A 25,230-nucleotide genomic window follows, 5' to 3' on the forward strand; every position below is an offset into this window, starting at 1 on the left:
AGCGGTATCTCGGGCAACAGAAAACTACTTTTCAAACCCGCTAGAAGGGAATACATCACTCCCGCGCCAGCGTCGAACCGAGCGCTGGAAGAACAGGCTGTTAGGCACCTGAACCATGGCGCTGCCGGTGCCGAGTTCTTCCGCTTCGATCAACGTGGTGTAAAGCAGATTGATCGCCACCACCCGACCTTTGACGCCAGGCTTGTCCGTGGTGTCCACCAACTCGACCACATCGCCGAGGCGAAACGGGCCGACGGTGAAGATCAGGATCGCGCACAGCAGGTTGGAGAGCACGCTCCACATGGCGAAGAACGCCACCGCCGCCACCGCGACGAAGCCAGACAGCGCGGTCCAGAGTACCGTGGCCGACACCCCGAGGCGTTCGAGTACGACAATCAATGCGCTGCCCATGATCAGCCAGCGCAGTCCGCCTCGTAGCGGCATCAGCAACTGCGGCGGAAACGGATAACGCTCGCCCAGCCGGTTCAGGCCTTTGGCGACGAAACGCTGGGCAAAATAACCGGCCAGCAGAATCAGCAGGATTTGCACGACGAGCCAGAGGGGTTCGATCCACACCGCCGGCAACGGCAGCTTGAACGCCTCCATCAAGACAGCGCCTCCAGCTCCGACTGCAGGCTTTCAAGCAGTTCCAGCGCTTCCATCCAGGCTTCTTCCAGCTCGGCTTCACGCACCTTCAGCTTGGCTTGTTCAGCCAGCAGATCGCGCAAATCATTCTTGCGCGCCGGTTCGTAGATATCGCTGTCGCCGAGGCTCGTATCTATCTTCGCCAGCTTCTCGTGCAGCTTGCCCAGCTCGGCTTCCAGCTTGTCAGCCTCACGCTTGTGCGGCGCCAGTTGCTGACGCAACGCAGCAGCGGCCTGGCGCTGGGCTTTCTTGTCGGTCTTGTCCGGATTAACCGGCGTATTGCTGACCGGCGCATTGCGCTGGCGATAGTCGACCAGCCAACGGGCGTAGTCTTCCAGGTCGCCGTCAAATTCCTCGACCTTGCCGTCCGCCACCAGATAGAAATTATCTGTCGTGCTTTTGAGCAAATGGCGATCGTGGGAGACCACCAGAACCGCACCACTGAACTCCTGTAGCGCCATGGTCAGCGCCAGACGCATTTCGAGGTCCAGGTGGTTGGTGGGTTCGTCGAGCAGCAGCAGGTTCGGTCGATCCCAAGCGATCAACGCCAGAGCCAGACGGGCCTTTTCACCGCCGGAAAAGTTCAGTACCGGCTCATCGATGCGCGCACCACGGAAGTCAAAACCACCGAGGAAGTCGCGCAGGGTCTGCTCACGCTCGGTCGGTGCCAGACGCTGCAAGTGCAGCAACGGGCTGGCCTTGGAATCGAGAGAGTCCAACTGATGCTGAGCGAAGTAGCCCACCACGGTGTTTTCGCCACGGGTCAGGCGACCGGCCAACGGCTCGAGCTCACCGGCGAGGTTTTTGATCAGCGTCGATTTACCGGCGCCGTTCGGGCCGAGCAAACCGATGCGCGCGCCGGGGGTCAGTTGCAGCTTGACCTTCTCCAGCACGGTTTTGTCGCCGTAACCCAAACGGGCATCGGACAGGTCGATCAGCGGGCTGGAGATTTTCTGCGATTCACGGAAAACGAAATCGAAGGGCGAATCAACGTGGGCGGCGGACAATTCTTCCATCCGCTCCAGCGCCTTGATCCGGCTCTGTGCCTGACGGGCCTTGGTGGCCTGGGCCTTGAAGCGGGCGATGTAACTTTCCATGTGCGCACGTTGCGCCTGCTGCTTCTCGTAAGCCTGCTGTTGCTGGGCCAGACGTTCGGCGCGGGCGCGTTCGAAGGCGCTATAACCACCGCGATACAGCGTGATCTTGCGTTGATCGACGTGAGCCACGTGATCGACCACAGCATCGAGGAAGTCCCGGTCGTGGGAAATCAGCAACAAAGTGCCGGGGTAACTTTTGAGCCACTCTTCGAGCCAGATGATGGCGTCGAGGTCCAAGTGGTTGGTCGGTTCGTCGAGTAGCAACAGGTCCGAGGGGCACATCAAAGCCTGCGCCAGGTTCAGACGCATCCGCCAGCCACCGGAGAAATCTCCTACCGGGCGATCCATCTGCTCGTTGGTGAACCCAAGGCCGGCCAGCAGCTTGCGGGCCCGGGCGTCGGCGGTGTAACCGTCAGCGCTGTCGAGTTCCGAGTGCAGGCGGGCCTGAGCAGCACCGTCATGCGCCGCTTCGGCTGCGGCGAGGTCGCGTTGCACCTCACGCAGTCGCAGGTCGCCATCGAGCACGTAGTCGACCGCCAGGCGTTCGAGCGTCTCGATTTCCTGGCGCATGTGGGCGATGCGCCAGTCGGCCGGCAGAAAGCAGTCACCCGAGTCCGGGTGCAGTTCGCCCCGAATCAAGGCAAACAGGCTCGATTTGCCGGCGCCGTTGGCACCGATGAGGCCGGCTTTGTGGCCGGCGTGCAGGGTCAGCTCAGCGTCTTCTAGCAGACGTTGAGGGCCACGCTGTAAAGTCAGGTTCTGAAGTCGAATCATAATGGCGGCGGAGTCTACCAGCTTCGCTCGCAACTGGCGCGAGTAGCACTATGTCCTCTGACCTGTGGAGCTTTTCCCTGACGACTTACTCCCGTCCCGGCGTTGAACGCGCTTGCCTGCAATTGCAGTCGGCAGGCGTCAATGTGTGTTTGCTGCTCTGTGGATCGTGGTTGGGACAACGTGGCGTCGCCTGCAATGAACAGCGATTACAGCGGCTACGCGACGTGGCACAACCTTGGGATGCGGATGTTGTGCAACCGCTGCGCGCATTGCGTATGCAATGGAAAGCCTGCGCGACTGAGGATGCAGAACTGAAAAAGTTGCGCGAACAAGTGAAGTCACTTGAGCTGGAAGCCGAGCGACATCTGTTGTTGCGACTGGAGCGATCGGCGCAAAGTTGGCCGCAGGGTGAGGCGACCGATCTAACGGCCTGGCTGGAAGGTGTGGCAACAGGCGCCGCCAACCTGGACCACGACGCGCTGCATCAGCTGCGCGTCGCGGTAACCGGCACTTAGGAAGCGCTGGTTGGGGTGGTTGCTGCGATCGATGCGGCGGCCGGCGTTGGCGCTGGCGTGGCTGTCGAGGTGGCTGCTGCTAAAGCAGAAGTTGCTACCGGAGCCGGATTGGCTGGCTTGGCAACTGGCGCGGCGGCCGGCTTGGCGGCAACCGGTTTTTTCACCGCTGGTTTTGCAGCCGGTTTGGCTGCGGCAGGTTTGGCTGCTGGTTTCGCTGCAGCAGGTTTTGCAGCAACAGTTCTGGCAGCCGGTTTGGCTGCAGCTTTTGCAGCTGGCTTGGCAGCCGTTTTAGTCGCGACTGATTTCGCGACAGGCTTGGCAGCAGGTTTCGCAGCGGCAGTTTTTGCAGCTGGTTTTGCGGCCGGTTTGGCAGTTGCTTTCACCGCTGCAGTTTTCGCCACCGCCGGTTTAGCAGCAGCGGTTTTTGCAGCCGGTTTAGCGACAGCTGTTTTGACAGCGGCTGGCCTGGCGGCAGGTTTAGCGGCGGCAGGTTTTGCAGCCGGTTTTGCAGCGCTTGCAGCGGCTGGTTTTTTCGCCGCAGGTTTAGCGGCAGGTTTTGCTGCGGCTTTCACCGGTGCTTTGGCGGCCGGTTTGGCGGCAGACTTTTCCGGTGCTTTTGCAGCAGCGGGTTTGGCAGCGGCTTTCTTGGCAGGTGCCGCAGCAGGCTTGGCCGCACGCAGGGACAATGCCTTGCCGACAGCCTCTTGGACACGACCGACGCCCTGGGCCAGTTTCAGGCTTTCTTGAGCATCGCGCTTGAGTTGCAGAATGTAGCTGCGGGTTTCGGACTGACGATCTTTGAGGGCATCGAGCAATTCCTCAAGTTCACTCACCGCGCCCTTGGCTTTGGCTTGTGCCTTGGCCTTGCCGGCCGCCGCGGCGTCCTGCAATTTGGTACGGGACTTGTGCAATTTTTCTTGCGCTTTTCCGCGCTGCTTTTCCAGTTTGGCGAGCAGTTTTTCAGCATCAGCCAAAGCTTGTGAACAAGCGTTTTCCAAATGATCGAGCAGGCTACCCGACAGTTGTTGGAGTAAGTGCAACGGGGTATTTACAGGCTTCTTGGTGGCCGACATGGTTTACCTCCTGGCTGGCGTGGGTGCGGCTCATACTAGACCTCTGCTGCTACCGCCGCTAGGGCATGTTGACAGTATCCAAAGCGTTGCGTTGCAACGGATCGAAAATCTTCTGCGCTTGCGCAAAACCAGTTCACCTTTGTGCGCATTCACACTGGCATAATCCAGCGCATATCAGGCTGGAGAGTGCTCATGTCGCGCTACCTTTTTTTATCGCTGTGCGTGTTTTTTTCGGTGGCTCAGGCCGACGAAAAAACCTCCGCAAATAACGCTCACGATCTTGCCTACAGCCTGGGGGCGAGCCTCGGTGAACGCCTGCGCCAGGAGGTTCCCGACCTGCAACTTCAGGCACTGCTGGAAGGCTTGCAACAAGCGTATCAAGGCAAGCCGCTGGCATTGAAAGACGAGCAGATCGAGCAGATCCTGGCCGAGCATGAAGCCCGGATCGCCGAGCAACCGGCACTCCCGCAAAGCGAAGCCGCACTCGAAAAAGAGCAGCGTTTTCTCACTGAAGAAAAAGCCAGGCCGGGCGTTCGCGAATTAGCGGATGGTGTATTGCTGACCGAGCTGACTCCCGGTACGGGGGCCAAGGCTGGCCCTGACGGCAAGGTCCAGGTTTTGTATGTCGGGCGCCTGCCGGATGGCACGGTGTTCGATCAGAACAGTCAGCCGCAGTGGTTCAGTCTCGACAGCGTGATCAGCGGCTGGCGCAGTGCACTGCAAAACATGCCGGTCGGTGCGAAATGGCGGCTGGTGATTCCATCGTCTCAGGCCTATGGCGCGGAGGGTGCCGGCGACCTGATCGCACCGTTCACACCACTGGTATTTGAAGTAGAATTGCGCGGCGTCACCAGCTGAATCGCGGACACAAAAAACGGCGCGCATAGCGCACCGTTTTTAGCTTGCAGAAGGGGATTCAGGCCTGAACCGAGTCCTCTTCCTTGTGAGCTGTGTGCAACACTTCGATCAGGCAATCTTCCAGCTCGAAGCGTTCGTGCAACAGCCCGCCCAATTCCTTGAATTTCTCCGCGACGCACTTGCCTGCATCACACAGGTCATTGAACGCCAGCAGCTTTTCAGTGATGACATCGATGCGCGGGTAGATGGTCTCGGCCAGTTCCAGACCACGCTTGTCGTTGAAGGCCTTGGCCTCCCCCGTCAACTGCTCGTAGATCTCGAAGTGTCCGGCAGACACGTAATCGACCAGCACGCCGCAGAACTCCTGCAACGGCTTGCGGTTGTCGCCGAGAGCCTCTGGCTTGGCGCCGAGAGCATCATAGGCTCGAACCAGCTCGTGACGTTCCTGCAACCAACGATCGATCAGCAGATGCACTCCACCCCAACGTTCCTGAGCATTCTGACAACTTTCGAGCATGGTGATCTCTCTTCCCTTGTGGGTCATGCTGCCCTACACCTGTCGCACACTTGAAGGTCAAGTACCGGCCAGGCAGAGCGCCATCGAGCAACATAATTCCAATGACACGTGCGGGCCAGATTATGCCCGCGCGGCTGTGGCTTCAAGGTACGCAGCAGATAAAGTTCATACAAGTGTTTAATCGCTCAACTGCACCCGGTGCGACAACTCGCCGCTGAGCGGTCGCTCGCACGCAAGCCAGACGATGTGCAGCAACTGATAAATTCCCAGAATCGTCATCGCGACAAAGAGCAACAGACTCCACTCCGGAACGCTCAGGTCGAATAACGACCAGGAAATCTCGGCACAATCGGCGTCCCCTTGGAACATGTGCGTGACTTGGCATAACCAGGGCATGTTCTCGTACGCCGCTTCCAGGTTGGGCGGGCAAGTCGATAACTCATGCAAAGGATCACTCTGCAACAAAATCTGCCGCCACGCCGTAATCGTGCCCGCGAGGCTGCAGAAAAAGCCGAGCAACCAATACAGGAATGACCCAAAACGCCCAGGCCCCTGCACGGAGGCTGTCAGGCAGATACCCGTTAGCAACGCCAGGCAAAACCGCTGCAAAAGGCACAAGCCGCACGGTCTGAGTCCGACCGCATATTCCAGGTAAAAGGAAACACCCAAGGCCAGGGAGCCTGTAATGAAAATCATGAAAAACAAGGAGCGTGAGCAGGCCAAAGACATGGCGTTTCCGTACCAGTAGAGACAGGTGGTTACGGTAGAGGAAAGCGCGCCAGCCTTTCAAGGCAGGCCGGCACGGACACTTCACCAGAAGTGTAGGGAATTCCCGACAGCGTCGAGAGGAATTGATGTAGTCCTCTGTAGGACGATGCCGACCAAGGACTACAAAGCTAAACACGCGACGATTTTAAAGCCTCCGGGTCGCCCTTTGACCGCCCCTTGCTCAGCACTTCAAGCGTGAGCCAGCGTCGGAAGCGGTGCCGCCAGCAGGCGCTCATCGAGCATGCCCAGGCCTTCCTGAAACAGCTGATTACTGCGTTCAGTGTCACCCAGTTGCGCCAGCAATCGCGCCAATTCTGCACAGGCTTCCGGATTGCGCTGAACCCGCAGGCTGCTTTCCAGATAATCTCGCGCCTTGCCCCACAAACTGTTTTGCAGACACAAGCGGCCCAATGTCAGCAAGAGGCTTGGGTCGCCCGGATGAGCTTTGAGCCAGCCCTCGGCAGTCTGTAGCTGCCAAGCCGGATCGCTGCCGCGAACCAGCCCATACAGACGCGCCAGATGGCTGTCGTAATTGCGCTTGAGGGCCGTGCGCAACACCTCTTCCGCTTCGACCTGCGCGCCCAGTTGCCGCAGCTGCTCGGCATAGGCCAGCACCAGTTGAGGCTCCTGGCGCTGAGCCGAGGTGAGCTGCTGCCAAGCGCGACCGAGCGATTGCAAACCGACCTTGCCGTCCTCTTCCTGATGCGCCGCCAGAGACAGGTTTTCACCCCACGCACGACGCTCCAGTTCGGCGAGTTCAGCGGGCGGCAGGACTTTATCCTTGCGCAGCTCGGGCAACAGGCGAATCACCGCCGACCAGTCACCACGCTGCTGAAGCAGGCGCTGTAACTGGCGCAACATCTGGGCGTTATGGGGATGGCGTTCATGCATGACCTGAAGGGTTGCCAAGGCGCTGTCGGTGTCGCCACGGTCGGACTGCAATTGTGCGTGATTCAAGGCAATCGCCAATTCAGCCTGCGGCTGGCGCTCGAGGGCACGCTCCAGCAAGTTGTCGCTTTCTTCGTAATGACCTTGTTCGTTTGCGGCACGAGCAGCGCCCAGGTAATAAAGCAATGGCTGGCGCTCGGCTTCGGCAGCCCGCTGTAAATGACGTTGCGCACTCGCCCAGCGACCTTCTGCCAAATCCAGCTGACCGTGCTCGATTGCCACTTGCACCCGACGGCTGCGATTACGGTGCGACCAAGGATTGACCACGCCGCTGGAGGTCATCACCAGCTCAACCAACACCTTGATACCCCAGAACAGCAGCCACAGCACCGCGACCAACGCCAGGGTCGCCCACAGGCTCGATTCGTAACGAAAGCTCTTATAAGCAATCAGCACGTAACCGGCATGTTCGGCAATCGCCAACCCCAGCGCGGCAGCAGCGGCTATCACCAGGAATACGACCACATAGAGGCGTTTCATGGCGTTGCCTCCTGAACGGTATCTGCGGCCGGTTTAGCCATCGGCTTGATCGAGTCTTCGGCGTTGACATTACGTCGCTCCAGATAACCCTGGACAGCGCTTAGCGTGGCGGTCAGATCCGGCGTCACGACGGCGACCCGCTGTTTACTCAATTCACCCACCTGCTCAAGCATCACTTTGCTCTGGGGGTTGTCCGGGTTGAAATTGCCGGTCAGCACATCCCGCGCCTCCGCCAGTGCCTGGGTGTAAACCGCTGCCTGGCCATTGAGCGCGGCCCATTGTGCCTGCTCCAGTGCCAGGCTCAGGGCAAGACGCACCTGGCTCAGGCTCTGCCCGGCCAACAGTGGCCGAACATTTTTGTCAGCGTTGAAGTCGATGCGGATGTAGCGAGAGATCTGATCCCACCACTGCGCCCAACGACTGGCGCCGTCGCCATCGGCGGTCAGGCCCAGCAGCGAATCACCCCGGTCCTTGTACTCGGGCGCCAGTTCGGTCAGGTCGATCACCTGATCACGCAAAGCGCCCAGTCGCAGGAACAACCCGGTGCGATCCGGCTGCTCGGTGCTGCGCAACGCCACCAGGGTTTTGGCCACTTGCTCACGAGCGGCAAATGAGCCCGGGTCGTTCTGTTCACGAAGAATTTCGTCGGCTCCCTGCACCAGCGCCTGGGCGCTGCTGATGTCCTGCAATGCAGAGAGGCGCAGGCTGGCCAGCCGCAGCAAGTGCTCGGCCTCGGCCAGACGCCAGTCCTTGCGGCTGGCACCGAGGACGGTTTCCAGGCGCTGGTTCAGGCGCTGTTGATCACCCTGCAACTGCGTCACCAGACGGGCGCGCGCTTCCAGTTCATCCACGGCAGGCAACTGCTCCAGGCGTGCGCTAATGCGCTGCTCATTGAGCTTGAGGTTTTGCGCCTGATCGTTCAGCGCCTGTACCTGAGCCAGTTGCTGCTGGTTATTGGCCTGCAGGTGACGCACCTGCCAGACGCCCCAACCACCCACCGCAACACCGGCAGCACCGAGCAACAGCGCAACGATTGCCAACCCATTGCCTGGGCGCTGCACGGCGGCAGGCGGTGCAGTTTCAACCGGTGCTTCAACCGGCGCATCGAGCACCGACCGGGCGTCATCTTTAGGCAAGGCAGTTTCGCTCACGTATCCATCCTTTGCGTTAGAGAACGGGTTCGGGATGCTCCCGTAACGCCGTCAGCAAAGCCGCGGCACTGGCGCCGCGACAATCCACAACTGTTTGGGCCCCGGCAGCACGTGCCAGCTCGGCGACCCTGGGGCTTGGAACAAACAACGGCAACCGCGCCAATTGTGGCCAGGCAGCGCCGGCCAGTTGATGCAGGTGCTCGAAACCTTGCCCACTGCTGACCACCAGCCCGTTCAAGCGTTCCGCTTCGATCCGGTCATGCAGTGCCGCCGGTGGGTAGTAAGGCAGGCCGCGGCGGTACAACTCCAGATACTCGACACTAGCACCAAGCTCGCGTAAACGCTCAGCCAGGAGTTCGCGCCCGCCCTCCCCACGCATGATCAACACTCGCGGATCGGGCCGGGTGATAGCCTCGCGCAACTGCGCAAGCTCAAGCAATGCTTCGCTATCATCACCTTCGGCTGGACTGGTCACGTCCAGCCCGCCGTCTTCAAGGATTTGCGCGGTGGCGGCGCCCACACTGAACCACTTCAGCGCAGGGGGTTGCGGCCAATGCCGGTTGACCAGCTCGACGCCGATTCGGGCCGCGGGTTTACTGACCACGATCACCGCGCAAAAACGGTCCAGGCTCTGAATCGTCGCGCACATTGTGTCAGAGACTGGAATCGGCTCGATTTCCAAAAGCGGCAAGCTGCTGCTGAATATCCCCGCTTGCGCAAGAACATCGCTCAGTGCCGCCGACTCATCCGCAGGGCGCGTCAGCAGCAAGCGCCAACCCGTCACTCGTGACCTGCCTCGCCATAAACCGCTTTCAGAATATCGTCAGCGCCCTGGCTCAAAAGGTCTTCGGCCACTTGTATGCCCAAGGATTCGACGTCGGCGCGTGGCGCGCGGGCCTCGGCACTCAGCAACAGACCACCACTTGGATCACCGACCAGACCACGCAACCAGACCTGCTCGCCTTCCAGCACGGCGTAGCAGGCGATCGGTACCTGGCAACCGCCATTCAAATGTTTGTTAAGTGCACGTTCGGCGGTCACGCGAGTGGCGGTGTCCTGATGATGCAAAGGCGCCAACAAGGCATGAATTTCGCTGTCCGCCGTGCGGCATTCGATACCGACTGCGCCTTGGCCACCGGCCGGCAAGCTGTCGTCAACGCTGATCGCCGACGTAATGCGGTCTTCAAAGCCCAGACGAATCAGGCCAGCGGCGGCGAGGATGATGGCGTCGTATTCACCAGCATCGAGCTTGGCCAGGCGCGTATTGACGTTGCCGCGCAGAAAACGGATTTCCAGATCCGGACGGCGGGTCAGCAACTGTGCCTGACGACGCAGGCTGGAGGTGCCGACGATGCTGCCTGGCGGCAACTCATCCAGGCTGGCGAAGGTGTTGGAAACGAAAGCATCGCGCGGGTCTTCACGCTCGCAGATGCAAAACAGGCCGAGGCCTTCGGGGAAGTCCATCGGTACATCTTTCATGGAGTGCACAGCGATGTCGGCTTCGTTGTCCAGCAACGCGGTTTCCAGTTCTTTGACGAACAGGCCCTTACCGCCGATTTTCGACAGCGGCGAGTCCAGCAGCTTGTCGCCGCGACTGACCATGGGCACCAACGTCACGAGCAGACCGGGATGGGCCTCTTCCAGACGGGCTTTTACGTACTCGGCCTGCCATAGGGCCAGGGCACTTTTGCGGGTGGCGATGCGGATTTCGCGAGTGGACATGGATCAATCCGTACTGAATAGATACGGCGGATAATAACAGCTCAGCCAAATCCACTTTGACTTGTATCAGAAACTGCGTGGCCTCCCTGGCCTTGACGTCCTGCAAGCGGGTGTAAATTCGCCGGCGAATGGCGGTTTAAAGCTGCTGCATCATTTTGCGCACGCCGGCCACATGGCGTCGGCTGACGATCAATGCGTCACCGTTCAAGCCTTTAAGGAACAACTGGAAATGCCCCAGAGGCGTGCGCTGCAGGCGTTCGATGCGCTCTCGGGCGACCAGAGCGTTGCGGTGGATACGCACGAATCGGTCGCCAAACTCATCCTCAAGGGCCTTGAGTGGCTCATCCAGTAACACTTCGCCGCCTTCGTGGCGCAGGGTCACGTATTTGTGATCGGCAATGAAGTAGACCACTTGATCCAGGGGGATCAGCTCGATCCCCTTTCGGGTTCGCGCACTGATGTGGCTGCGTGGACCGCTGCCGCTTTCGGCGGCGGGACGAGTCAGGGCGGCGAGTTGGAGACGATTGGGGCGCTCAGCCTTCTTTAATGCTTCGTGAAGATGTTCAGTACGCACAGGTTTCACCACATAGCCTACGGCGCTGGCCTGTAAGGCTTCCACGGCAAATTCATCGGGTCCTGCACAAAACACCACCGCGGGCGGAGTTTCGCGTTCACACAACCGCGCAGCCACTTGCAGACCGTCAAGGCCTGGCATGCGGATATCGAGCAGCACGATATCCGGCTTGTGGCTGTCGATCAGTGCCAACGCCTCTTCGCCGTTCGTGGCGCTGGGTTCCAGGACACTGTATCCCTCGAGTTCGCCGACCATTCGGCTCAGGCGCTCGCGGGCCAGGGGTTCGTCATCAACGATCAGGACATTCATATTGCGCTGGATTCCTGCGTGAGTCTCGCACAAGGATAGCGTAGACAGGTGAAGTGACGTCCGTCACCGCGATCCACGCTAAGACTAGCGCGAGGGCCAAAAAGTGCCGCAAGATCGGCGGCTAAATTTTCAACTGCCGCGTGTTTGGAGGCTCTGGCCCGCGTTGGCGAGGGATCGCCGTAGGGTTTGCCGATACACAATATGAACACCCCCTCTTCTTATAGTCAGTGGTCGCACCAGGAAGTGCGCTGATCCTACTGTCCAACTGTAGACGGTTGCCGGGACGTTATTGCTCAATTGAAAAATATCGTTGCGCAATTTCCCGAAGGCTCACCTTGAGTATGGACCGCGCTGTAAGAAAAAAACGTATCGACCAGTGTCAGCGACAGGATTGGCAACCCTGTTATTATCCGCGACAGCTTTCAACGTCACTTTTCTCCAGCCGATACGAGCGAATTCATGAGCACTGACAAGACCAATCAGTCCTGGGGCGGCCGCTTCAGTGAACCCGTCGACGCCTTCGTCGCACGCTTCACCGCCTCCGTCACTTTCGACCAGCGCCTGTATCGCCACGACATCATGGGCTCGATCGCCCACGCCACCATGCTGGCCAAGGTCGGCGTGCTGACCGATGCCGAGCGCGACAGCATCATCGATGGCCTGAACACCATCCAGGGGGAAATCGAGGCCGGCCAGTTCGACTGGCGCATCGACCTCGAAGACGTGCACATGAACATCGAGGCGCGCCTGACCGATCGCATCGGCGTCACCGGTAAGAAGCTGCACACCGGCCGCAGTCGAAACGACCAGGTTGCCACCGACATTCGCCTGTGGCTGCGCGACGAGATCGACCTGATCCTGGGCGAAATTACCCGCCTGCAAAAAGGCTTGCTGGAGCAGGCCGAGCGCGAAGCCGGCAGCATCATGCCCGGTTTCACCCACCTGCAAACCGCGCAGCCCGTGACCTTCGGGCACCACATGCTGGCCTGGTTCGAAATGCTCAGCCGCGACTACGAGCGCCTGGTCGACTGCCGCAAGCGCACCAACCGCATGCCATTGGGCAGCGCCGCGCTCGCCGGTACCACCTACCCGATCGACCGCGAATACACCGCGCAGCTGCTGGGCTTCGACGCCGTCGGCGGCAACTCGCTGGACAACGTGTCCGATCGTGACTTCGCTATTGAGTTCTGCTCGGCAGCCAGCATCGCGATGATGCACTTGTCGCGCTTCTCCGAAGAGCTGGTGCTGTGGACCAGCGCGCAGTTCCAGTTCATCGATCTGCCAGACCGTTTCTGCACCGGCAGCTCGATCATGCCGCAAAAGAAAAACCCGGACGTGCCGGAACTGGTTCGCGGCAAATCCGGCCGCGTCTTTGGCGCACTGATGGGCTTGCTGACCTTGATGAAGGGCCAGCCGTTGGCCTACAACAAGGACAACCAGGAAGACAAAGAGCCGCTGTTCGACGCCGCTGATACCTTGCGCGACTCGCTGCGAGCCTTTGCCGACATGATCCCGGCGATAAAACCCAAGCACGCGATGATGCGCGAAGCGGCGCTGCGCGGCTTCTCCACCGCCACTGACCTGGCCGACTACCTGGTGCGCCGTGGCCTGCCGTTCCGTGACTGCCACGAAATCGTTGGCCATGCCGTGAAGTACGGCGTGGAAAGCGGTAAGGACCTGGCGGAAATGAGCCTGGAAGAGCTGCGTAAATTCAGCGACCAGATTGATCAGGACGTGTTTGCCGTGCTGACGCTGGAAGGCTCGGTCAATGCCCGTGACCATATCGGCGGCACTGCGCCGGCGCAGGTCAAGCAGGCAGTGGTTCGCGGCCAGGCGTTACTCGCCAGCCGCTAAAAGCTAACAGCTTCGCGAGCAAGTCGAATCGTCGCACCGCCGCTCCCACATTTGACCTATGGTGAACACATAATTCGTGAACACTGGAGCTCGAGTGTGGGAGCGGCGGTGCGACGATTCGACTTGCTCGCGAAGGCGATCTTACAAACACCAAAAAACCTACTTTTTGGACGCGATCATCGCCATAAACTCTGGCATCGCCGCTTCCTTGTCCGCCGCAATCCGCTGCACATTCGGATTTTCTCCCAGACGCTCCAGCAACGCCCTGGCCTCTGGCATCTCAGCCAACAAATCCAGGCCAAACAGTTTCTGCCCCACCGCACACGCCAACGGCACGCTATATAAGAAATAAATGTCGGCAATGCTCAGGCTTTCGCCCGCCACATAAGGGGCGAACTTGCCGTGCCGGGCCAACGAGGCAAACCCTAGCAGCAACTCGGCTTTGGTCCTTTCCTTGATCGCCTCCGGCACCTGCATGCCAAAAAACGCCTCGCCGTAGCACATGCGTCCCGGTAACTCGATGTACAACTCGATTTCCTTGGCCAGCGCCAACACCTGTGCACGCTCGAAAGGATCGCTTGGCAACAGCGGCGTACCTTTCTGGCTCTGCTCGATGTATTCGAGAATCACCGCCGTTTCATTGATAAAACCTTGCTCGGTGCGCAGCACAGGCACCTTGCCGCGCGGGCTGATCGCCAAGGCTTCCGGGGTGGTGCCACCGTAAAACGGCACTTCTTCGAACGGCAGTCCCTTCTCCAGCAGCGCCAGTTTCACCATGTTGTAGTAGTTGCTGACGGAAAATCCATAAAGCTTGAGCATCACAAAGCCTCCAGGCCGTGCGGGGTTGGCAGTCCTGTTTTATAGAACGCCGAAGCGATTCTTGCCAGCAGCATCACAGCGCTGAATGCAGGTAAACTGGCCGCCTTAACTTGAGGAGCCTGCCATGAGCGAGCCAACTGATATCGAAATCGACGAAGAAGAGTTCGCCGAGAACACCCTGATCGAAGCCATCGAAAACCAGATCGAAAGCGACAACCCGCCGGCTGCCAAGGCGACCTTCAACAAGCTGACACTGGTCGGTTACGAGCGTGAAGAAATCCTCAATTTGATGGCGCATGTGCTGGCGGTAGAAATCGACGCGATCCTCGAAGAAGACCGCGCGTTCAATACCGAATGGTACGAAACGGCGCTGCGCGCGCTGCCGGAACTGCCGCCGGAAAAGAAGTAAGCAAGCAGTCGGTAGGAGCAAGGCTTGCCCGCGATGAACGATGACACGATTCATCTGACGGATCGCGGTGCGACAATCGCGGGCAAGCCTTGCTCCTACAGCACCCCGCTGCCGCACCACCCGCCGGGGAATGCTTCCCGAGGTGAAAAAACCCTGATGCAGGCACTGGACATGCCGCACAAGTGGGCTCACCTTAGGGGCGCTGTCGTCCAATTCCTAGAAAGTCTGGAGTCCTTATGTCGCTTACCCCTGAGTTGGTTGCCGAACTGGAAGTCCTCGCACTCTTCAACCTGGACAGTTCCCAGGAAGGTTTGAAAATTCATCAGACCGCTGCCCCGAAACACATCGCCGCTGCCAAACGCCTTTTCGAAAAAGACCTGATCGACCAGCCCGATGGCGGTTATCTGACCAGCCTGGGGCGTGACGCCGCGCAAAATGTGCAAACAGTGCTGACCATCCTGAGCGTCGAAGAAACTGCCTGAAGTTCACCGCATCGCCCACGGAAACCCCAGCGACGGGATTTCCGCGGGCAAACCCGGTGACCCGCCGTTGACCCGCGATATAAATCTGACGTCAAAATCCAAATTCAGATTAAAAGTGCCAGGCCCGAGGCGCTAAACTGCCCCTCATCCGCCGACCCCACTTCCGAGCCTCGCGAGCCGGTTTGAGCTGACATGACCCGCACCCATGAAATCCGCCCTGATCTGGACGAGGGAATCGACCGCAAGGTTCTCAGCCAACTGCGCGCACGCTTTCTAAAGCTCAATGAAGCTCGTATGGCCCGGGCCATGGAAGGGTTGTCGACCCGCCAGCAAACAGTACTGACGCTGCTACCGCTGTTTTTCCACGTTAATCATCCGTTATTGCCAGGGTATGTTTCCGGCAGCACGCCAGCCGGGCTGTCGAACTTCGAGCCTGATGCCAATGCCCTCGCTGAAGCGCAACGCCTGACCCGCTCGTTCTCTTACAAACCGCGCCACGGCAGCAATCCGCCGCGACCGATCCACGGCCTGTTCCTTATGGGCAGCCTTGGCACGTTGGCTCAAGCCGATCAAAGCGACATGGACGTTTGGGTCTGTCATGCGCCGGACCTCAGCGAAAGCGAACTCACTGAGCTGCGTAAAAAGTGCCAGCTACTGGAGATCTGGGCTGCCAGTCAGGGTGCCGAGGCGCATTTCTTCCTGATCGACCCGACGCGCTTCGTGCTTGGCGAGCGCGACTCCCAGTTGAGTTCCGAAGACTGCGGCACCACCCAGCACTACTTGCTGCTGGACGAGTTCTACCGCACCGCCATCTGGCTGGCGGGCCGCACACCTATCTGGTGGCTAGTGCCGGTCTACGAAGAATCAGCCTACGACCGATATACCCACACGCTCCTGTCCAAACGCTTCATTCGTGCCGATGAAAGCCTGGATCTGGGGCATCTGGCCTACATTCCTCCCGGCGAATTCATCGGCGCCGGGCTCTGGCAGTTGTTCAAGGGCATCGAGTCGCCCTACAAGTCGGTGCTCAAACTGCTGCTGACCGAGGTCTACGCCAGCGAACACCCGAAGGTTCATTGCCTGAGCCTGCGCTTCAAGCAAGCCGTGTTCGCCAATCAACCGGACCTCGACGAGCTTGACCCTTACATCGTGGTCTACCGGCGCATCGAGGAATACCTCATGGCACGGGGCGAACCGGAACGGCTGGAATTGGTGCGCCGCGCGCTGTACCTGAAGGTCAATCGCAAACTCACTGGCAACAGCCGCACTCAAAGCTGGCAACGCTCATTGCTCGAGCGGCTGGCTCAGGAATGGGGCTGGGATCAGCGGCAACTGGCGCTACTCGATAGCCGCAGCCAATGGAAAGTGCGCCAGGTCAGCGCCGAACGCCGCGCCCTGGTCAACGAACTGAATAACAGCTACCGCTTCCTGACCCAGTTCGCCCGCACTGAACGCACCGTAAGCCTGATCAACAAACGCGACCTCAACGTGTTGGGTCGACGGCTGTATGCGGCTTTTGAGCGCAAGGCCGACAAGGTCGAATTCATCAACCCGGGCATCGCCCCGGACCTGGCCGAAGACACGCTGACGCTGGTGCAGGTGCCCAACAGGAAAGAGCCGGGGCAAACCCAATGGGGTTTGTACAACGGCAGCCTGACCGCTCAGGAGTGGGAGCATTTCGCGCCGATCAAGCGCAGCCGCCAATTACTGGAACTCCTGACCTGGTGCCACCGCAATGGCGTGATCGACAGCAGCACCCGACTCGCCCTGCACCCCGGCAATAGCGACCTGAGCGAGTTCGAACTGTTCAACCTGCTCGGCAGCCTGCAACAGAGCATCGCGCTGCCCCTGTCTACCGTCGCAGAGGAGCCTTTGCTGCGCGCCAGCGTACCGAGCGAGGTGTTGATTCTGGTGAACGTCGGCGTCGATCCGCTCAAGCACCATCGCGACTTGAACATCCTGATGACCACCGAACGCACCGACTCCCTGAGCTATGCAGGGGTCCGCGAAAACCTGGTGCTGACGCTGGACCAGGTCACGCTCAACAGCTGGAACGAAGTGCTGGTCAGCCGCTACGACGGCCCTCACGCATTGCTCGACTGCCTGAGCGCTTACCTCAACAATCTGCCGAGCGGGCCACAACAACCCAAATTGCGGGTTCGCTGCTTCTGCCATAACCGTGCGCAGTTCATTGCCCGACGGGTTGAAGAGGTGATCGACACCGCGCAGAACCTGCTACTGAGCAATCTCAATCACCGCTACCTGATACAGGTCCAACAGCACTATCACGTGCTGGAGTTGGTGCCGGGCCAGGTACATCACGTCGCCATCGCCACCTTGCCGGCACTGATCGATTACCTGGGGGAGGAACTGGCAGGGTACAGCCCGCTGCACCTGGACCCGATGGCGCTGGAAGACCACGACCTCGCACTGATCCTGCCGATGGGCCAGCCCGAGTGCATTCAGGTGTTCTACAGAATCAACGAGGATCAGGCCGACCTCTACGTTCTGGATGAATTCAATGCGCTATGGCAACAACGCTTGCCCTATCACGACGAACAAAGTCTGTTGGTGCCGCTGCAACGTTTCCTGCAATCGATCCAGTACCGGCGCGATGCCTTGTTGCCGATGGACACTGTGCAGCCCCTGAGCCTGGACACGCTGTACTACCAACTGCTGCCTTCCGGTCTCGGGCGCGCGCGTCGGGTCGAATCACGGCCAGCGCCGCAAACGCCAGTCAACAAACCGTTCTACGACGTGCAGGCGATCATCGGCAAAGCCGCGCCGGGCAAGGTGCAGGTGACGTTGTATTGCAATCAGCGAGAGTTTTCAGAGCTGGAACATGGCGACCAACTGTTCAGCGTGGTCGCGCAAGAAATCGTCGAGCAGCGTCGCGAAACCGAACGCTATCGCTGCTACATCACCGACCTGGATCTTTCGGGCCTGATCGGTGACGGTCAGAATTCCAGCAATCTGTACCTGCGCTACAAGGCCGACCTGGAGCGCTCGTTGAACGAGGCGCTCGAACAGGTCTGAGGGGCGTTATTCCGGGAAGTCGCCGCCATGGGCAGGTTGTGATTCGACTTCCAGCAACGCCAGCTTGAGGGTCTTGCCGCCCGGTGCCGGCCAGTCGATGTGCTGGCCAACCTTGAGACCCAGCAGTGCACTGCCGACCGGCGCCAGAATGGAAATCCTGCCTTCGTCGGCGTTGGCATCCTTGGGATAAACCAGAGTCAGGTGATAGTCCTTGCCACTGCTTTCTTCACGGCAATGCACACGGGAGTTCATGGTCACGACATCGGCAGGCACTTCGTCGTGACCGACCACGGTATCGGCGCGATCCAGTTCGGTTTGCAGCGCGATAACGCCCGGCAGCGTGTCATCCAGGCTGTCGATCAGGCGCTCCAGACGTTGCACGTCCAGACGAGTAAGGGTGATGGAAGGTGCGGACATGATTGAGGCAGACTCCTTTCTTCTGCACAGAAAAAGCAAAACCCCGCCAGAAAAAGACGGGGTTTTCACGGAGCCTCGATGGGTTGAGGCGTTTCTGGACACTATCACAGCTCAATAAATATACAAGTCAGGCCCGACCAGCACCTTGTGGCGAGGGGGCTTGCCACAAAAGCAACTATGCCAAGGTTTTGCGCTGTGAGGCCTGCGCACAAATCACGCGCCGCCGCTCATCATCCGCCGAACGCCATTCACGGATGTCTTCGACATGGCGAAAACACCCCAGGCAGACCTTCTGCTCATCCAGCCGGCACACACCGCTGCACGGCGACGGCACCGCCGGGCTGACATTGCTGTAGAGCGGTTTAGGCGCGCGGCCGGGCGCAGGCCGGGTCACGATCTCACAGGCCTTCGAAATCGAGTTCGACGTCGGCTTGCTGCTTGACGATGCGCTCCAGCATTTCACCCAGTTGCTCATCGCTCTTGTCGCACATCCAACGCTTGCTCTCTTCGTCGTAGTCGAAGTGGAAGCCGCCGGATACGGCCGCCAGCCACAGCTGACGCAGCGGTTCCTGACGACTGAAGATCAACTGGCTGCCGCTTTCGAACTTGACGGTGAGCACACCGGCCGAGCTCTCCAGATCGATATCCAGGTCACACTCGTCGAAAATATCCTCCAGCGTCTGCTGGGTGGCATCGACCAGATCGTGGAAACGGGCTTCGGTCAAACTCATTGCGGCAACCTCAAAAAGTGTCTGTTCACGCTCAAGCGCCGCAAGATACGGGCGAGCCCCGGTGATTGCAAAGGATAACGATCAAGGGCCGATATAGGTACACCTGCAGGAGCGGCGATGCGGCGACCCGACTTGCCCGCGAAGAGGCCGGTAGATTCAATATCTATGTTGACTGAGCCACCGCTTTCGCGGGCAAGCCTGCTCCACAGGGATTGCACCGGGCCCGCTGGCCTCAGCCAAGCCCCGCCGGACGGGAGCCCCATCGCATAGGCAAGCTGTCGGGTGGCCGGTATACTCCGGCGCAATTAACGCATTTTCAAGGATTTCGCCATGAAGCGCCTGATCTCGTCCTTTGCTGCGCTCGCCTCGCTCGTCGCTTTTGCCTGCTTATTATCGGCCTGTGGTCAAAAAGGCCCGCTGTATCTGCCAGACGAAAACCTGGACCCTGTCGAGCAGGCCAAGTCCTCGCAACAGCAGCCTGCATCCAAAGCACACAAGCACGACGTCTACCAATAAGGGAACGACATGGACGCTTTTAATTACCGTGGCGGTGAGCTGTTCGCGGAAGGTGTGGCCCTGTCTGCCATCGCCGAACGTTTCGGCACACCGACCTACGTCTACTCCCGCGCGCACATCGAAGCTCAGTATCTGGCATACGCCGATGCACTGGCCGGCATGCCGCATCTGGTTTGCTTTGCAGTCAAGGCCAACTCCAACCTGGGTGTGCTGAATGTCCTGGCGCGATTGGGCGCCGGTTTTGACATCGTCTCCCGTGGCGAGCTGGAGCGTGTTCTGGCCGCTGGCGGCAGCGCTGACAAGATCGTGTTCTCCGGTGTCGGCAAGACCCGTGACGACATGCGTCGCGCCCTGGAAGTCGGCGTGCACTGCTTCAACGTCGAATCCACCGATGAGCTGGAACGCCTGCAAGTGGTTGCCGCCGAGCTGGGTGTTCGCGCGCCGATCTCGCTGCGCGTGAACCCGGACGTTGATGCCGGCACGCACCCGTACATTTCCACCGGTCTCAAAGAGAACAAGTTCGGCATCGCCATTGCTGACGCGGAAGACGTGTACATCCGTGCCGCGCAGCTGCCGAACCTGGAAATCGTCGGCGTCGATTGCCACATCGGCTCGCAACTGACTACCTTGCCACCGTTCATCGATGCCCTCGACCGCCTGCTGGGCCTGGTCGACCGCCTCGGCGATTGCGGCATCTACCTGCGCCACATCGATCTCGGTGGTGGTTTGGGCGTGCGTTACCGTGATGAAGAGCCGCCATTGGCTGGCGACTACATCAAGGCTGTGCGCGAGCGTCTCGACGGGCGTGACCTGGCGCTGGTGTTTGAACCGGGTCGCTTCATCGTGGCCAACGCCGGCGTGCTGCTGACGCAGGTCGAATACCTCAAGCACACCGAACACAAAGACTTCGCCATCGTCGACGCGGCCATGAACGACTTGATCCGCCCGGCGCTATATCAGGCCTGGATGGACGTCACCGCTGTGCGCCCGCGTGATACGGCGGCGCGTTCCTACGACATCGTCGGCCCTATCTGCGAAACCGGCGACTTTCTGGCCAAGGACCGTCAGCTGGCCCTGGAAGAAGGCGACCTGCTGGCCGTGCATTCGGCTGGCGCCTATGGGTTTGTCATGAGTTCCAACTACAACACCCGCGGCCGCGCCGCTGAAGTGTTGGTGGACGGTGATCAGGCAATTGAAGTGCGTCGCCGTGAGACGGTAGCCGAGTTGTTTGCTGGCGAAAGCCTGCTGCCGGAGTAACCCCATGCTGCTGCGTTTTACCAAGATGCACGGCCTGGGCAATGACTTCATGGTCCTCGACCTGGTCAGCCAGCACGCGCACATCCTGCCCAAGCACGCCAAGCAATGGGGCGATCGGCACACGGGTATCGGTTTCGACCAGTTGCTGATCGTCGAAGCGCCGAGCAACCCGGACGTGGATTTCCGTTATCGGATCTTCAACTCCGACGGTTCCGAAGTGGAACAGTGCGGCAACGGTGCGCGCTGTTTCGCCCGCTTCGTACTCGACAAACGCCTGACCGCAAAACGGCAGATTCGCGTCGAAACCAAAAGCGGCATCATCGAACTCGATGTGCGTAGCGACGGCCAGATCAGCGTCAACATGGGCGCACCGCGCCTGGTGCCGGCCGACATTCCGTTTGTTGCCCCGGAACAGGCGCTGAGTTATCCGGTTGACGTCGATGGCACCCCGGTCGAACTGGCCGCCGTGTCCATGGGCAACCCCCATGCCGTGCTGCGGGTCAGCGACATCAACAACGCACCGGTGCATGAACTGGGTCCGAAAATCGAACACCACCCGCGCTTCCCGGCGCGGGTCAATGTCGGTTTTCTCCAGGTCATCGACCGGAGCCGTGCACAGTTGCGCGTCTGGGAACGTGGCGCTGGGGAAACCCAAGCGTGCGGAACCGGTGCGTGTGCAGCCGCAGTGGCCGCGATCAGCCAGGGGTGGATGGATTCGCCGCTATTGATCGACCTGCCTGGCGGGCGCTTGTCCATTGAGTGGGCAGGCCCTGGCCAACCGGTGATGATGACCGGCCCGGCAGTACGCGTATATGAAGGACAAGTGCGTCTTTGAGTGAGCGAAATCCATGACCGACAAGCCCCAGGTTCCCGTCCTGCAACCCGACGAATCCCCTTGCGAAAGCCTTGAGGCGGCGGCGATTGCCGCGTACCTGGAGGCTCATCCGGATTTCTTCATCGACCACGAAGAACTGCTCCCGGCCATGCGCATTCCGCACCGACGCGGCGATACCGTTTCGTTGGTCGAACGCCAAATGACCATCCTGCGCGACCGCAACATCGAGCTGCGTCATCGCCTCTCGCACTTGATGGACGTGGCCCGCGACAACGACCGACTCTTCGACAAGACCCGCCGCCTGATTCTCGCGCTGATGGACGCCACCAGCCTGGAAGACGTGGTGATCAGCGTCGAAGACAGCTTGCGCCAGGACTTTCAGGTGCCCTTTGTCAGCCTGATCCTGCTGGGTGACAACCCGATGCCGGTGGGTCGCTGGGTCACTCACGCCGAGGCTCAAACGGCCATCGGCGGCTTGCTTACGGAGGACAAAAGCGTCAGCGGCAGCCTGCGTGAACACGAACTGGACTTCCTGTTCGGCGAAGAACAGCGCAAGCAAATCGGCTCCACCGCCGTCGTCGCGATCAGCCATCAAGGCATTCACGGCATCCTGGCCATCGCCAGCCGTGATCCGCAGCACTACAAAAGCTCGGTCGGCACCTTGTTCCTGAGCTACATCGCCGAAGTCATGGGCCGCGTGCTGCCACGGGTCAACAGCTCCCTGCGCTCGGTCCGCTGAGCATGGAACGGCAACTGGACGCTTACTGCGAACACCTGCGCAGTGAGCGACAGGTGTCGCCTCACACGCTGTACGCCTACCGCCGCGACCTCGACAAAGTGCTGGGCTGGTGCGTCAAACAGAACATCGACAGCTGGACCGCACTGGATATCCAGCGACTGCGCAGCCTGATCGCTCGCCTGCATTCACAGGGTCAATCTTCCCGCAGCCTGGCGCGGTTGCTATCGGCGGTGCGCGGGCTTTATCACTATCTGAATCGCGAAGGTCTGTGCGACCACGACCCGGCCAATGGCCTGGCACCGCCCAAGGGTGAGCGCCGCCTGCCGAAAACCCTCGACACCGACCGCGCACTGCAACTGCTGGAAGGCGCAGTCGAGGATGATTTCCTGGCGCGGCGGGACCAGGCGATTCTGGAGCTGTTCTATTCTTCGGGATTGCGTCTTTCGGAGCTGACCGGGCTCAATCTGGATCAGGTGGATCTGGCCGACGGCATGGTTCAAGTGCTGGGCAAGGGCAGCAAGACCCGTCTGCTGCCGGTCGGCAAAAAAGCGCGCGAAGCACTGGAACTCTGGTTGCCGCTGCGGGCCATGACCAACCCGGCGGACGACGCCGTGTTCGTCAGTCAGCAAGGCCGGCGCCTCGGCCCACGAGCCATTCAGGTGCGGGTCAAGGCTGCTGGCGAGCGTGAGCTGGGGCAAAATCTGCACCCGCACATGCTGCGGCACTCCTTTGCCAGCCACTTGCTGGAATCCTCGCAAGACTTGCGCGCGGTGCAGGAATTGCTCGGTCACTCAGACATCAAGACCACCCAGATCTACACCCACCTGGACTTCCAGCACCTGGCCACGGTTTACGACAGCGCCCATCCACGGGCCAAACGCATTAAGGGCGATGACTCATGACCATCCAATTGATCACCTTCGACCTCGACGACACCCTGTGGGACACCGCCCCGGTGATCCTCAGCGCCGAAGCCGTACTGCGTGAATGGCTGACCGAGCATGCGCCGAACCTTGGGGGCGTGCCGGTAGAGCATTTGTGGGCCATTCGGGAGCGGATCCTGAGCAGCGATCCGGGGCTCAAGCATCGCATCAGCGCATTGCGCCGTCGGGTGTTGTTCCATGCTCTGGAAGAGGCCGGTTACGACCACGGCCAGGCAACCGAACTCGCCGAAAAAAGCTTTGAAGTGTTTTTGCATGCGCGGCATCAGATCGAAGTGTTCCCCGAAGTCGAGCCGACCCTGATAACACTGGCCAAGCACTACGCCTTGGGCGTGATCACCAACGGCAACGCCGATGTACGCCGGTTAGGGCTGGCGGATTACTTCAAGTTTGCCTTGTGCGCCGAAGATATCGGTATCGCCAAACCGGACGCGCGTTTGTTTCATGAGGCGCTGCAACGGGGTGGGGCGACGGCGGAAACGGCCGTGCATATCGGTGATCATCCGGGGGATGACATTGCTGGCGCACAGCAGGCAGGGTTGCGGGCGGTCTGGTTTAACCCGCAAGGCAAGTTGTGGGAAGCTGATCGCCAGCCTGACGCGGAGATTCGCAGCCTGACTGAATTGCCGGCGTTGTTGGCCCTCTGGAACTCCCAGCACTGACCGCAATCCACACACCGCCCGTATAGGAGCCGAGCTTGCTCCGGGCGGCGTTCCGACGATGGCTGCATAACATTCAGAATTTATATCGACTGGCACACCGCAATCGCGAGCAAGCTTGTTGGGGTCCAGTTCGGCTCCTACAGGGTTGCGTCAGGCCCCAAGACATTTATTCCGCCCATGAAAAAGCCCGCAGCGACGGCGGGCTTTTTCAGCAAGCAAGAGCAAACGCTTAGATAGGCCGGCTGCCGTACTTGTTATCAGGCTTCTTGGGAGGATCGGCGACCACATTGGCCTCCACTTCCTGCACCTTGCCGCCTTTGGCCAAAAACTCTTCCATGGCCCGCGCGAGAGCATCGCGTTCCTTGTTCTTGGCTTCAACGCTCGGCAGCTCATCGACCGATACCGCAGCCTTGGCTTTGCCTTTGGCGGTCGGAACGGGCGCTTCACCACCATCGTCTTCAGCGACGTCTTCGGCCGCCGCTTCCAGACCTTCTTCGGTTTCGTCGTCGCCTACTTCGAGGTCGTCGTTTTCCAGATCATCGTCGCTCATGTTCTACCTCATGACTTGCGAAAAGCAGATTAGTTATAGCCCAGCTTCACCGTCTGTCGACAGTTGCCGGAAAAATTCAATAACCGCTGGTGACCAGCGGTTCATGCCTCTTCACCGTGCACGGTGGCGAGGACTTTACGGGCACCGCCAAAATCACGGTGCTCGCCCAGATAAACACCTTGCCAGGTCCCCAGCGCCAGTCGCCCTGCCGAGATCGGCAAACTGAGCTGACAGCCAAGCACGCTGGACTTGAAGTGCGCCGGGAGGTCGTCCAGGCCTTCGTCGTTATGCTCATAGCCGTCTGTTCCTTGTGGGATCAGACGATTGAAAAATCGTTCGAAGTCGCGACGTACCGCCGGATCGGCGTTCTCGTTGATGGTCAACGACGCCGAGGTATGCTGCAGCCACAAATGCAACAGACCGACCCGACACGCCTTGAGTTCAGGCAAGCCGGCGAGTAACTCGTCCGTTACCAGATGAAAGCCCCGGGGCCGAGCCCGCAGGGTAATCAGAGTCTGTTGCCACATACAGTTCTCCGCACCTTCGGGGCG

28 protein-coding genes are annotated in these 25,230 nt (G+C 60.0%); 12 read left to right on the top strand and 16 right to left on the bottom strand.

What is annotated here, in order from left to right:
- Positions 1-24: 24 nt before the first annotated feature.
- Both ACA048_RS28350 and ACA048_RS28355 read right to left on the bottom strand, forming a co-directional pair.
- Positions 25-606, bottom strand: a complete 582-nt coding sequence (locus ACA048_RS28350) for a mechanosensitive ion channel domain-containing protein (protein WP_497627206.1) — start codon at positions 604-606, stop codon at positions 25-27.
- Positions 606-2,516 (bottom strand): ATP-binding cassette domain-containing protein, encoded by a 1,911-nt coding sequence (locus ACA048_RS28355; protein ID WP_497627207.1) that lies wholly within the window; start codon positions 2,514-2,516, stop codon positions 606-608. The genes ACA048_RS28350 and ACA048_RS28355 overlap by 1 nt, the downstream gene beginning before the upstream one ends.
- 50 nt (positions 2,517-2,566) lie before the next feature.
- Between ACA048_RS28355 and ACA048_RS28360 the strand changes: the two genes are divergently transcribed.
- Positions 2,567-3,031 carry a TIGR02444 family protein gene (locus ACA048_RS28360; protein ID WP_497627208.1) on the top strand — a complete coding sequence of 155 codons (465 nt, stop codon included), beginning with the start codon at positions 2,567-2,569 and terminating at the stop codon, positions 3,029-3,031.
- On the opposite strand, the gene ACA048_RS28365 is transcribed toward ACA048_RS28360, so the two are convergent.
- Entirely contained in the window at positions 3,028-4,104 is a 1,077-nt protein-coding gene (locus tag ACA048_RS28365; protein ID WP_497627209.1) for an AlgP family protein, read from the bottom strand. The genes ACA048_RS28360 and ACA048_RS28365 overlap by 4 nt on opposite strands.
- Positions 4,105-4,296: 192 nt before the next feature.
- Here ACA048_RS28365 and ACA048_RS28370 point away from each other — a divergent pair, with 192 nt between their 5' ends.
- Positions 4,297-4,962, top strand: a complete 666-nt coding sequence (locus ACA048_RS28370; RefSeq protein ID WP_497627210.1) for an FKBP-type peptidyl-prolyl cis-trans isomerase — start codon at positions 4,297-4,299, stop codon at positions 4,960-4,962.
- A 58-nt stretch (positions 4,963-5,020) separates the two neighbouring features.
- On the opposite strand, the gene rsd is transcribed toward ACA048_RS28370, so the two are convergent.
- The 7 genes from rsd to ACA048_RS28405 form a co-directional block, all read right to left on the bottom strand.
- Positions 5,021-5,479, bottom strand: coding sequence for a sigma D regulator (gene rsd, locus ACA048_RS28375; RefSeq protein WP_477789479.1), 459 nt, complete (start codon positions 5,477-5,479; stop codon positions 5,021-5,023).
- 177 nt (positions 5,480-5,656) lie between these two features.
- A complete protein-coding gene (locus ACA048_RS28380; protein WP_497627211.1) occupies positions 5,657-6,208 on the bottom strand; it encodes a disulfide bond formation protein B in 552 nt (183 codons plus the stop codon).
- Between the two features lie 228 nt (positions 6,209-6,436).
- A complete protein-coding gene (locus tag ACA048_RS28385) occupies positions 6,437-7,675 on the bottom strand; it encodes a heme biosynthesis protein HemY (RefSeq protein ID WP_497627212.1) in 1,239 nt (412 codons plus the stop codon).
- Entirely contained in the window at positions 7,672-8,826 is a 1,155-nt protein-coding gene (locus ACA048_RS28390) for a uroporphyrinogen-III C-methyltransferase (protein ID WP_497627213.1), read from the bottom strand. Before ACA048_RS28390 ends, ACA048_RS28385 begins: the two co-directional genes overlap by 4 nt.
- 16 nt (positions 8,827-8,842) lie before the next feature.
- Positions 8,843-9,610 carry a uroporphyrinogen-III synthase gene (locus ACA048_RS28395; RefSeq protein ID WP_497627214.1) on the bottom strand — a complete coding sequence of 256 codons (768 nt, stop codon included), beginning with the start codon at positions 9,608-9,610 and terminating at the stop codon, positions 8,843-8,845.
- Positions 9,607-10,548, bottom strand: a complete 942-nt coding sequence (hemC, locus tag ACA048_RS28400) for a hydroxymethylbilane synthase (protein ID WP_497627215.1) — start codon at positions 10,546-10,548, stop codon at positions 9,607-9,609. The genes ACA048_RS28395 and hemC overlap by 4 nt, the downstream gene beginning before the upstream one ends.
- Before the next feature lie 136 nt (positions 10,549-10,684).
- Positions 10,685-11,431, bottom strand: a complete 747-nt coding sequence (locus ACA048_RS28405) for a LytR/AlgR family response regulator transcription factor (RefSeq protein ID WP_046032227.1) — start codon at positions 11,429-11,431, stop codon at positions 10,685-10,687.
- A gap of 459 nt (positions 11,432-11,890) precedes the next feature.
- Between ACA048_RS28405 and argH the strand changes: the two genes are divergently transcribed.
- Positions 11,891-13,285, top strand: coding sequence for an argininosuccinate lyase (gene argH / locus ACA048_RS28410; protein ID WP_310262298.1), 1,395 nt, complete (start codon positions 11,891-11,893; stop codon positions 13,283-13,285).
- Positions 13,286-13,444: 159 nt separating this feature from the next.
- On the opposite strand, the gene ACA048_RS28415 is transcribed toward argH, so the two are convergent.
- Positions 13,445-14,104: a glutathione S-transferase family protein gene (locus ACA048_RS28415; RefSeq protein ID WP_497627216.1), complete on the bottom strand. Its 660-nt coding sequence runs from the start codon at positions 14,102-14,104 to the stop codon at positions 13,445-13,447.
- Positions 14,105-14,228: 124 nt separating this feature from the next.
- On the opposite strand from ACA048_RS28415, the gene ACA048_RS28420 reads away from it, so the two are divergent.
- The 3 genes from ACA048_RS28420 (at position 14,229) to ACA048_RS28430 (ending at position 18,031) form a co-directional block, all read left to right on the top strand.
- A complete protein-coding gene (locus tag ACA048_RS28420; protein WP_007894899.1) occupies positions 14,229-14,513 on the top strand; it encodes a hypothetical protein in 285 nt (94 codons plus the stop codon).
- A gap of 236 nt (positions 14,514-14,749) precedes the next feature.
- Positions 14,750-14,995: a TIGR02647 family protein gene (locus tag ACA048_RS28425; protein ID WP_223517767.1), complete on the top strand. Its 246-nt coding sequence runs from the start codon at positions 14,750-14,752 to the stop codon at positions 14,993-14,995.
- A gap of 192 nt (positions 14,996-15,187) precedes the next feature.
- Positions 15,188-18,031, top strand: coding sequence for a class I adenylate cyclase (locus tag ACA048_RS28430; RefSeq protein ID WP_497627217.1), 2,844 nt, complete (start codon positions 15,188-15,190; stop codon positions 18,029-18,031).
- Between the two features lie 6 nt (positions 18,032-18,037).
- Here the strand turns inward: ACA048_RS28430 and rnk are convergent, their stop codons facing one another.
- The 3 genes from rnk to cyaY all read right to left on the bottom strand — a co-directional run bounded on the left by rnk (position 18,038) and on the right by cyaY (position 19,179).
- The gene (gene rnk / locus ACA048_RS28435; protein ID WP_497627218.1) at positions 18,038-18,448 is read right to left on the bottom strand and encodes a nucleoside diphosphate kinase regulator; all 411 of its coding nucleotides are present in this window, start codon (positions 18,446-18,448) and stop codon (positions 18,038-18,040) included.
- Positions 18,449-18,623: 175 nt separating this feature from the next.
- Positions 18,624-18,842, bottom strand: a complete 219-nt coding sequence (locus ACA048_RS28440) for a DUF1289 domain-containing protein (protein WP_497627219.1) — start codon at positions 18,840-18,842, stop codon at positions 18,624-18,626.
- A 4-nt stretch (positions 18,843-18,846) separates the two neighbouring features.
- Positions 18,847-19,179 (bottom strand): iron donor protein CyaY, encoded by a 333-nt coding sequence (gene cyaY, locus ACA048_RS28445; protein WP_449645363.1) that lies wholly within the window; start codon positions 19,177-19,179, stop codon positions 18,847-18,849.
- A gap of 330 nt (positions 19,180-19,509) precedes the next feature.
- On the opposite strand from cyaY, the gene lptM reads away from it, so the two are divergent.
- Genes lptM through ACA048_RS28475 form a run of 6 tightly spaced genes read left to right on the top strand, consistent with a single transcriptional unit; the run spans position 19,510 to position 24,129 of the window.
- On the top strand, positions 19,510-19,695 hold the full coding sequence (gene lptM / locus ACA048_RS28450) for an LPS translocon maturation chaperone LptM (protein ID WP_223517756.1): 186 nt from the start codon (positions 19,510-19,512) through the stop codon (positions 19,693-19,695).
- A 9-nt stretch (positions 19,696-19,704) separates the two neighbouring features.
- Entirely contained in the window at positions 19,705-20,952 is a 1,248-nt protein-coding gene (gene lysA / locus ACA048_RS28455) for a diaminopimelate decarboxylase (RefSeq protein WP_497627220.1), read from the top strand.
- A 4-nt stretch (positions 20,953-20,956) separates the two neighbouring features.
- Complete coding sequence (gene dapF, locus ACA048_RS28460) at positions 20,957-21,787, top strand: diaminopimelate epimerase (protein ID WP_223517754.1); 831 nt, start codon at positions 20,957-20,959, stop codon at positions 21,785-21,787.
- Between the two features lie 13 nt (positions 21,788-21,800).
- Positions 21,801-22,526 (top strand): DUF484 family protein, encoded by a 726-nt coding sequence (locus tag ACA048_RS28465; RefSeq protein ID WP_497627221.1) that lies wholly within the window; start codon positions 21,801-21,803, stop codon positions 22,524-22,526.
- 2 nt (positions 22,527-22,528) lie between these two features.
- Entirely contained in the window at positions 22,529-23,428 is a 900-nt protein-coding gene (gene xerC / locus ACA048_RS28470) for a tyrosine recombinase XerC (RefSeq protein ID WP_497627222.1), read from the top strand.
- A complete protein-coding gene (locus ACA048_RS28475; RefSeq protein ID WP_497627223.1) occupies positions 23,425-24,129 on the top strand; it encodes an HAD family hydrolase in 705 nt (234 codons plus the stop codon). Before xerC ends, ACA048_RS28475 begins: the two co-directional genes overlap by 4 nt.
- A 229-nt stretch (positions 24,130-24,358) precedes the next feature.
- Here the strand turns inward: ACA048_RS28475 and sutA are convergent, their stop codons facing one another.
- Entirely contained in the window at positions 24,359-24,679 is a 321-nt protein-coding gene (gene sutA / locus ACA048_RS28480) for a dormancy-specific transcriptional regulator SutA (RefSeq protein ID WP_497627224.1), read from the bottom strand.
- A 101-nt stretch (positions 24,680-24,780) separates the two neighbouring features.
- The gene (locus tag ACA048_RS28485) at positions 24,781-25,206 is read right to left on the bottom strand and encodes a secondary thiamine-phosphate synthase enzyme YjbQ (protein WP_497627225.1); all 426 of its coding nucleotides are present in this window, start codon (positions 25,204-25,206) and stop codon (positions 24,781-24,783) included.
- Between the last annotated feature and the right edge of the window lie 24 nt (positions 25,207-25,230).

This window comes from Pseudomonas sp. LBUM1659 (genome assembly GCF_059716045.1).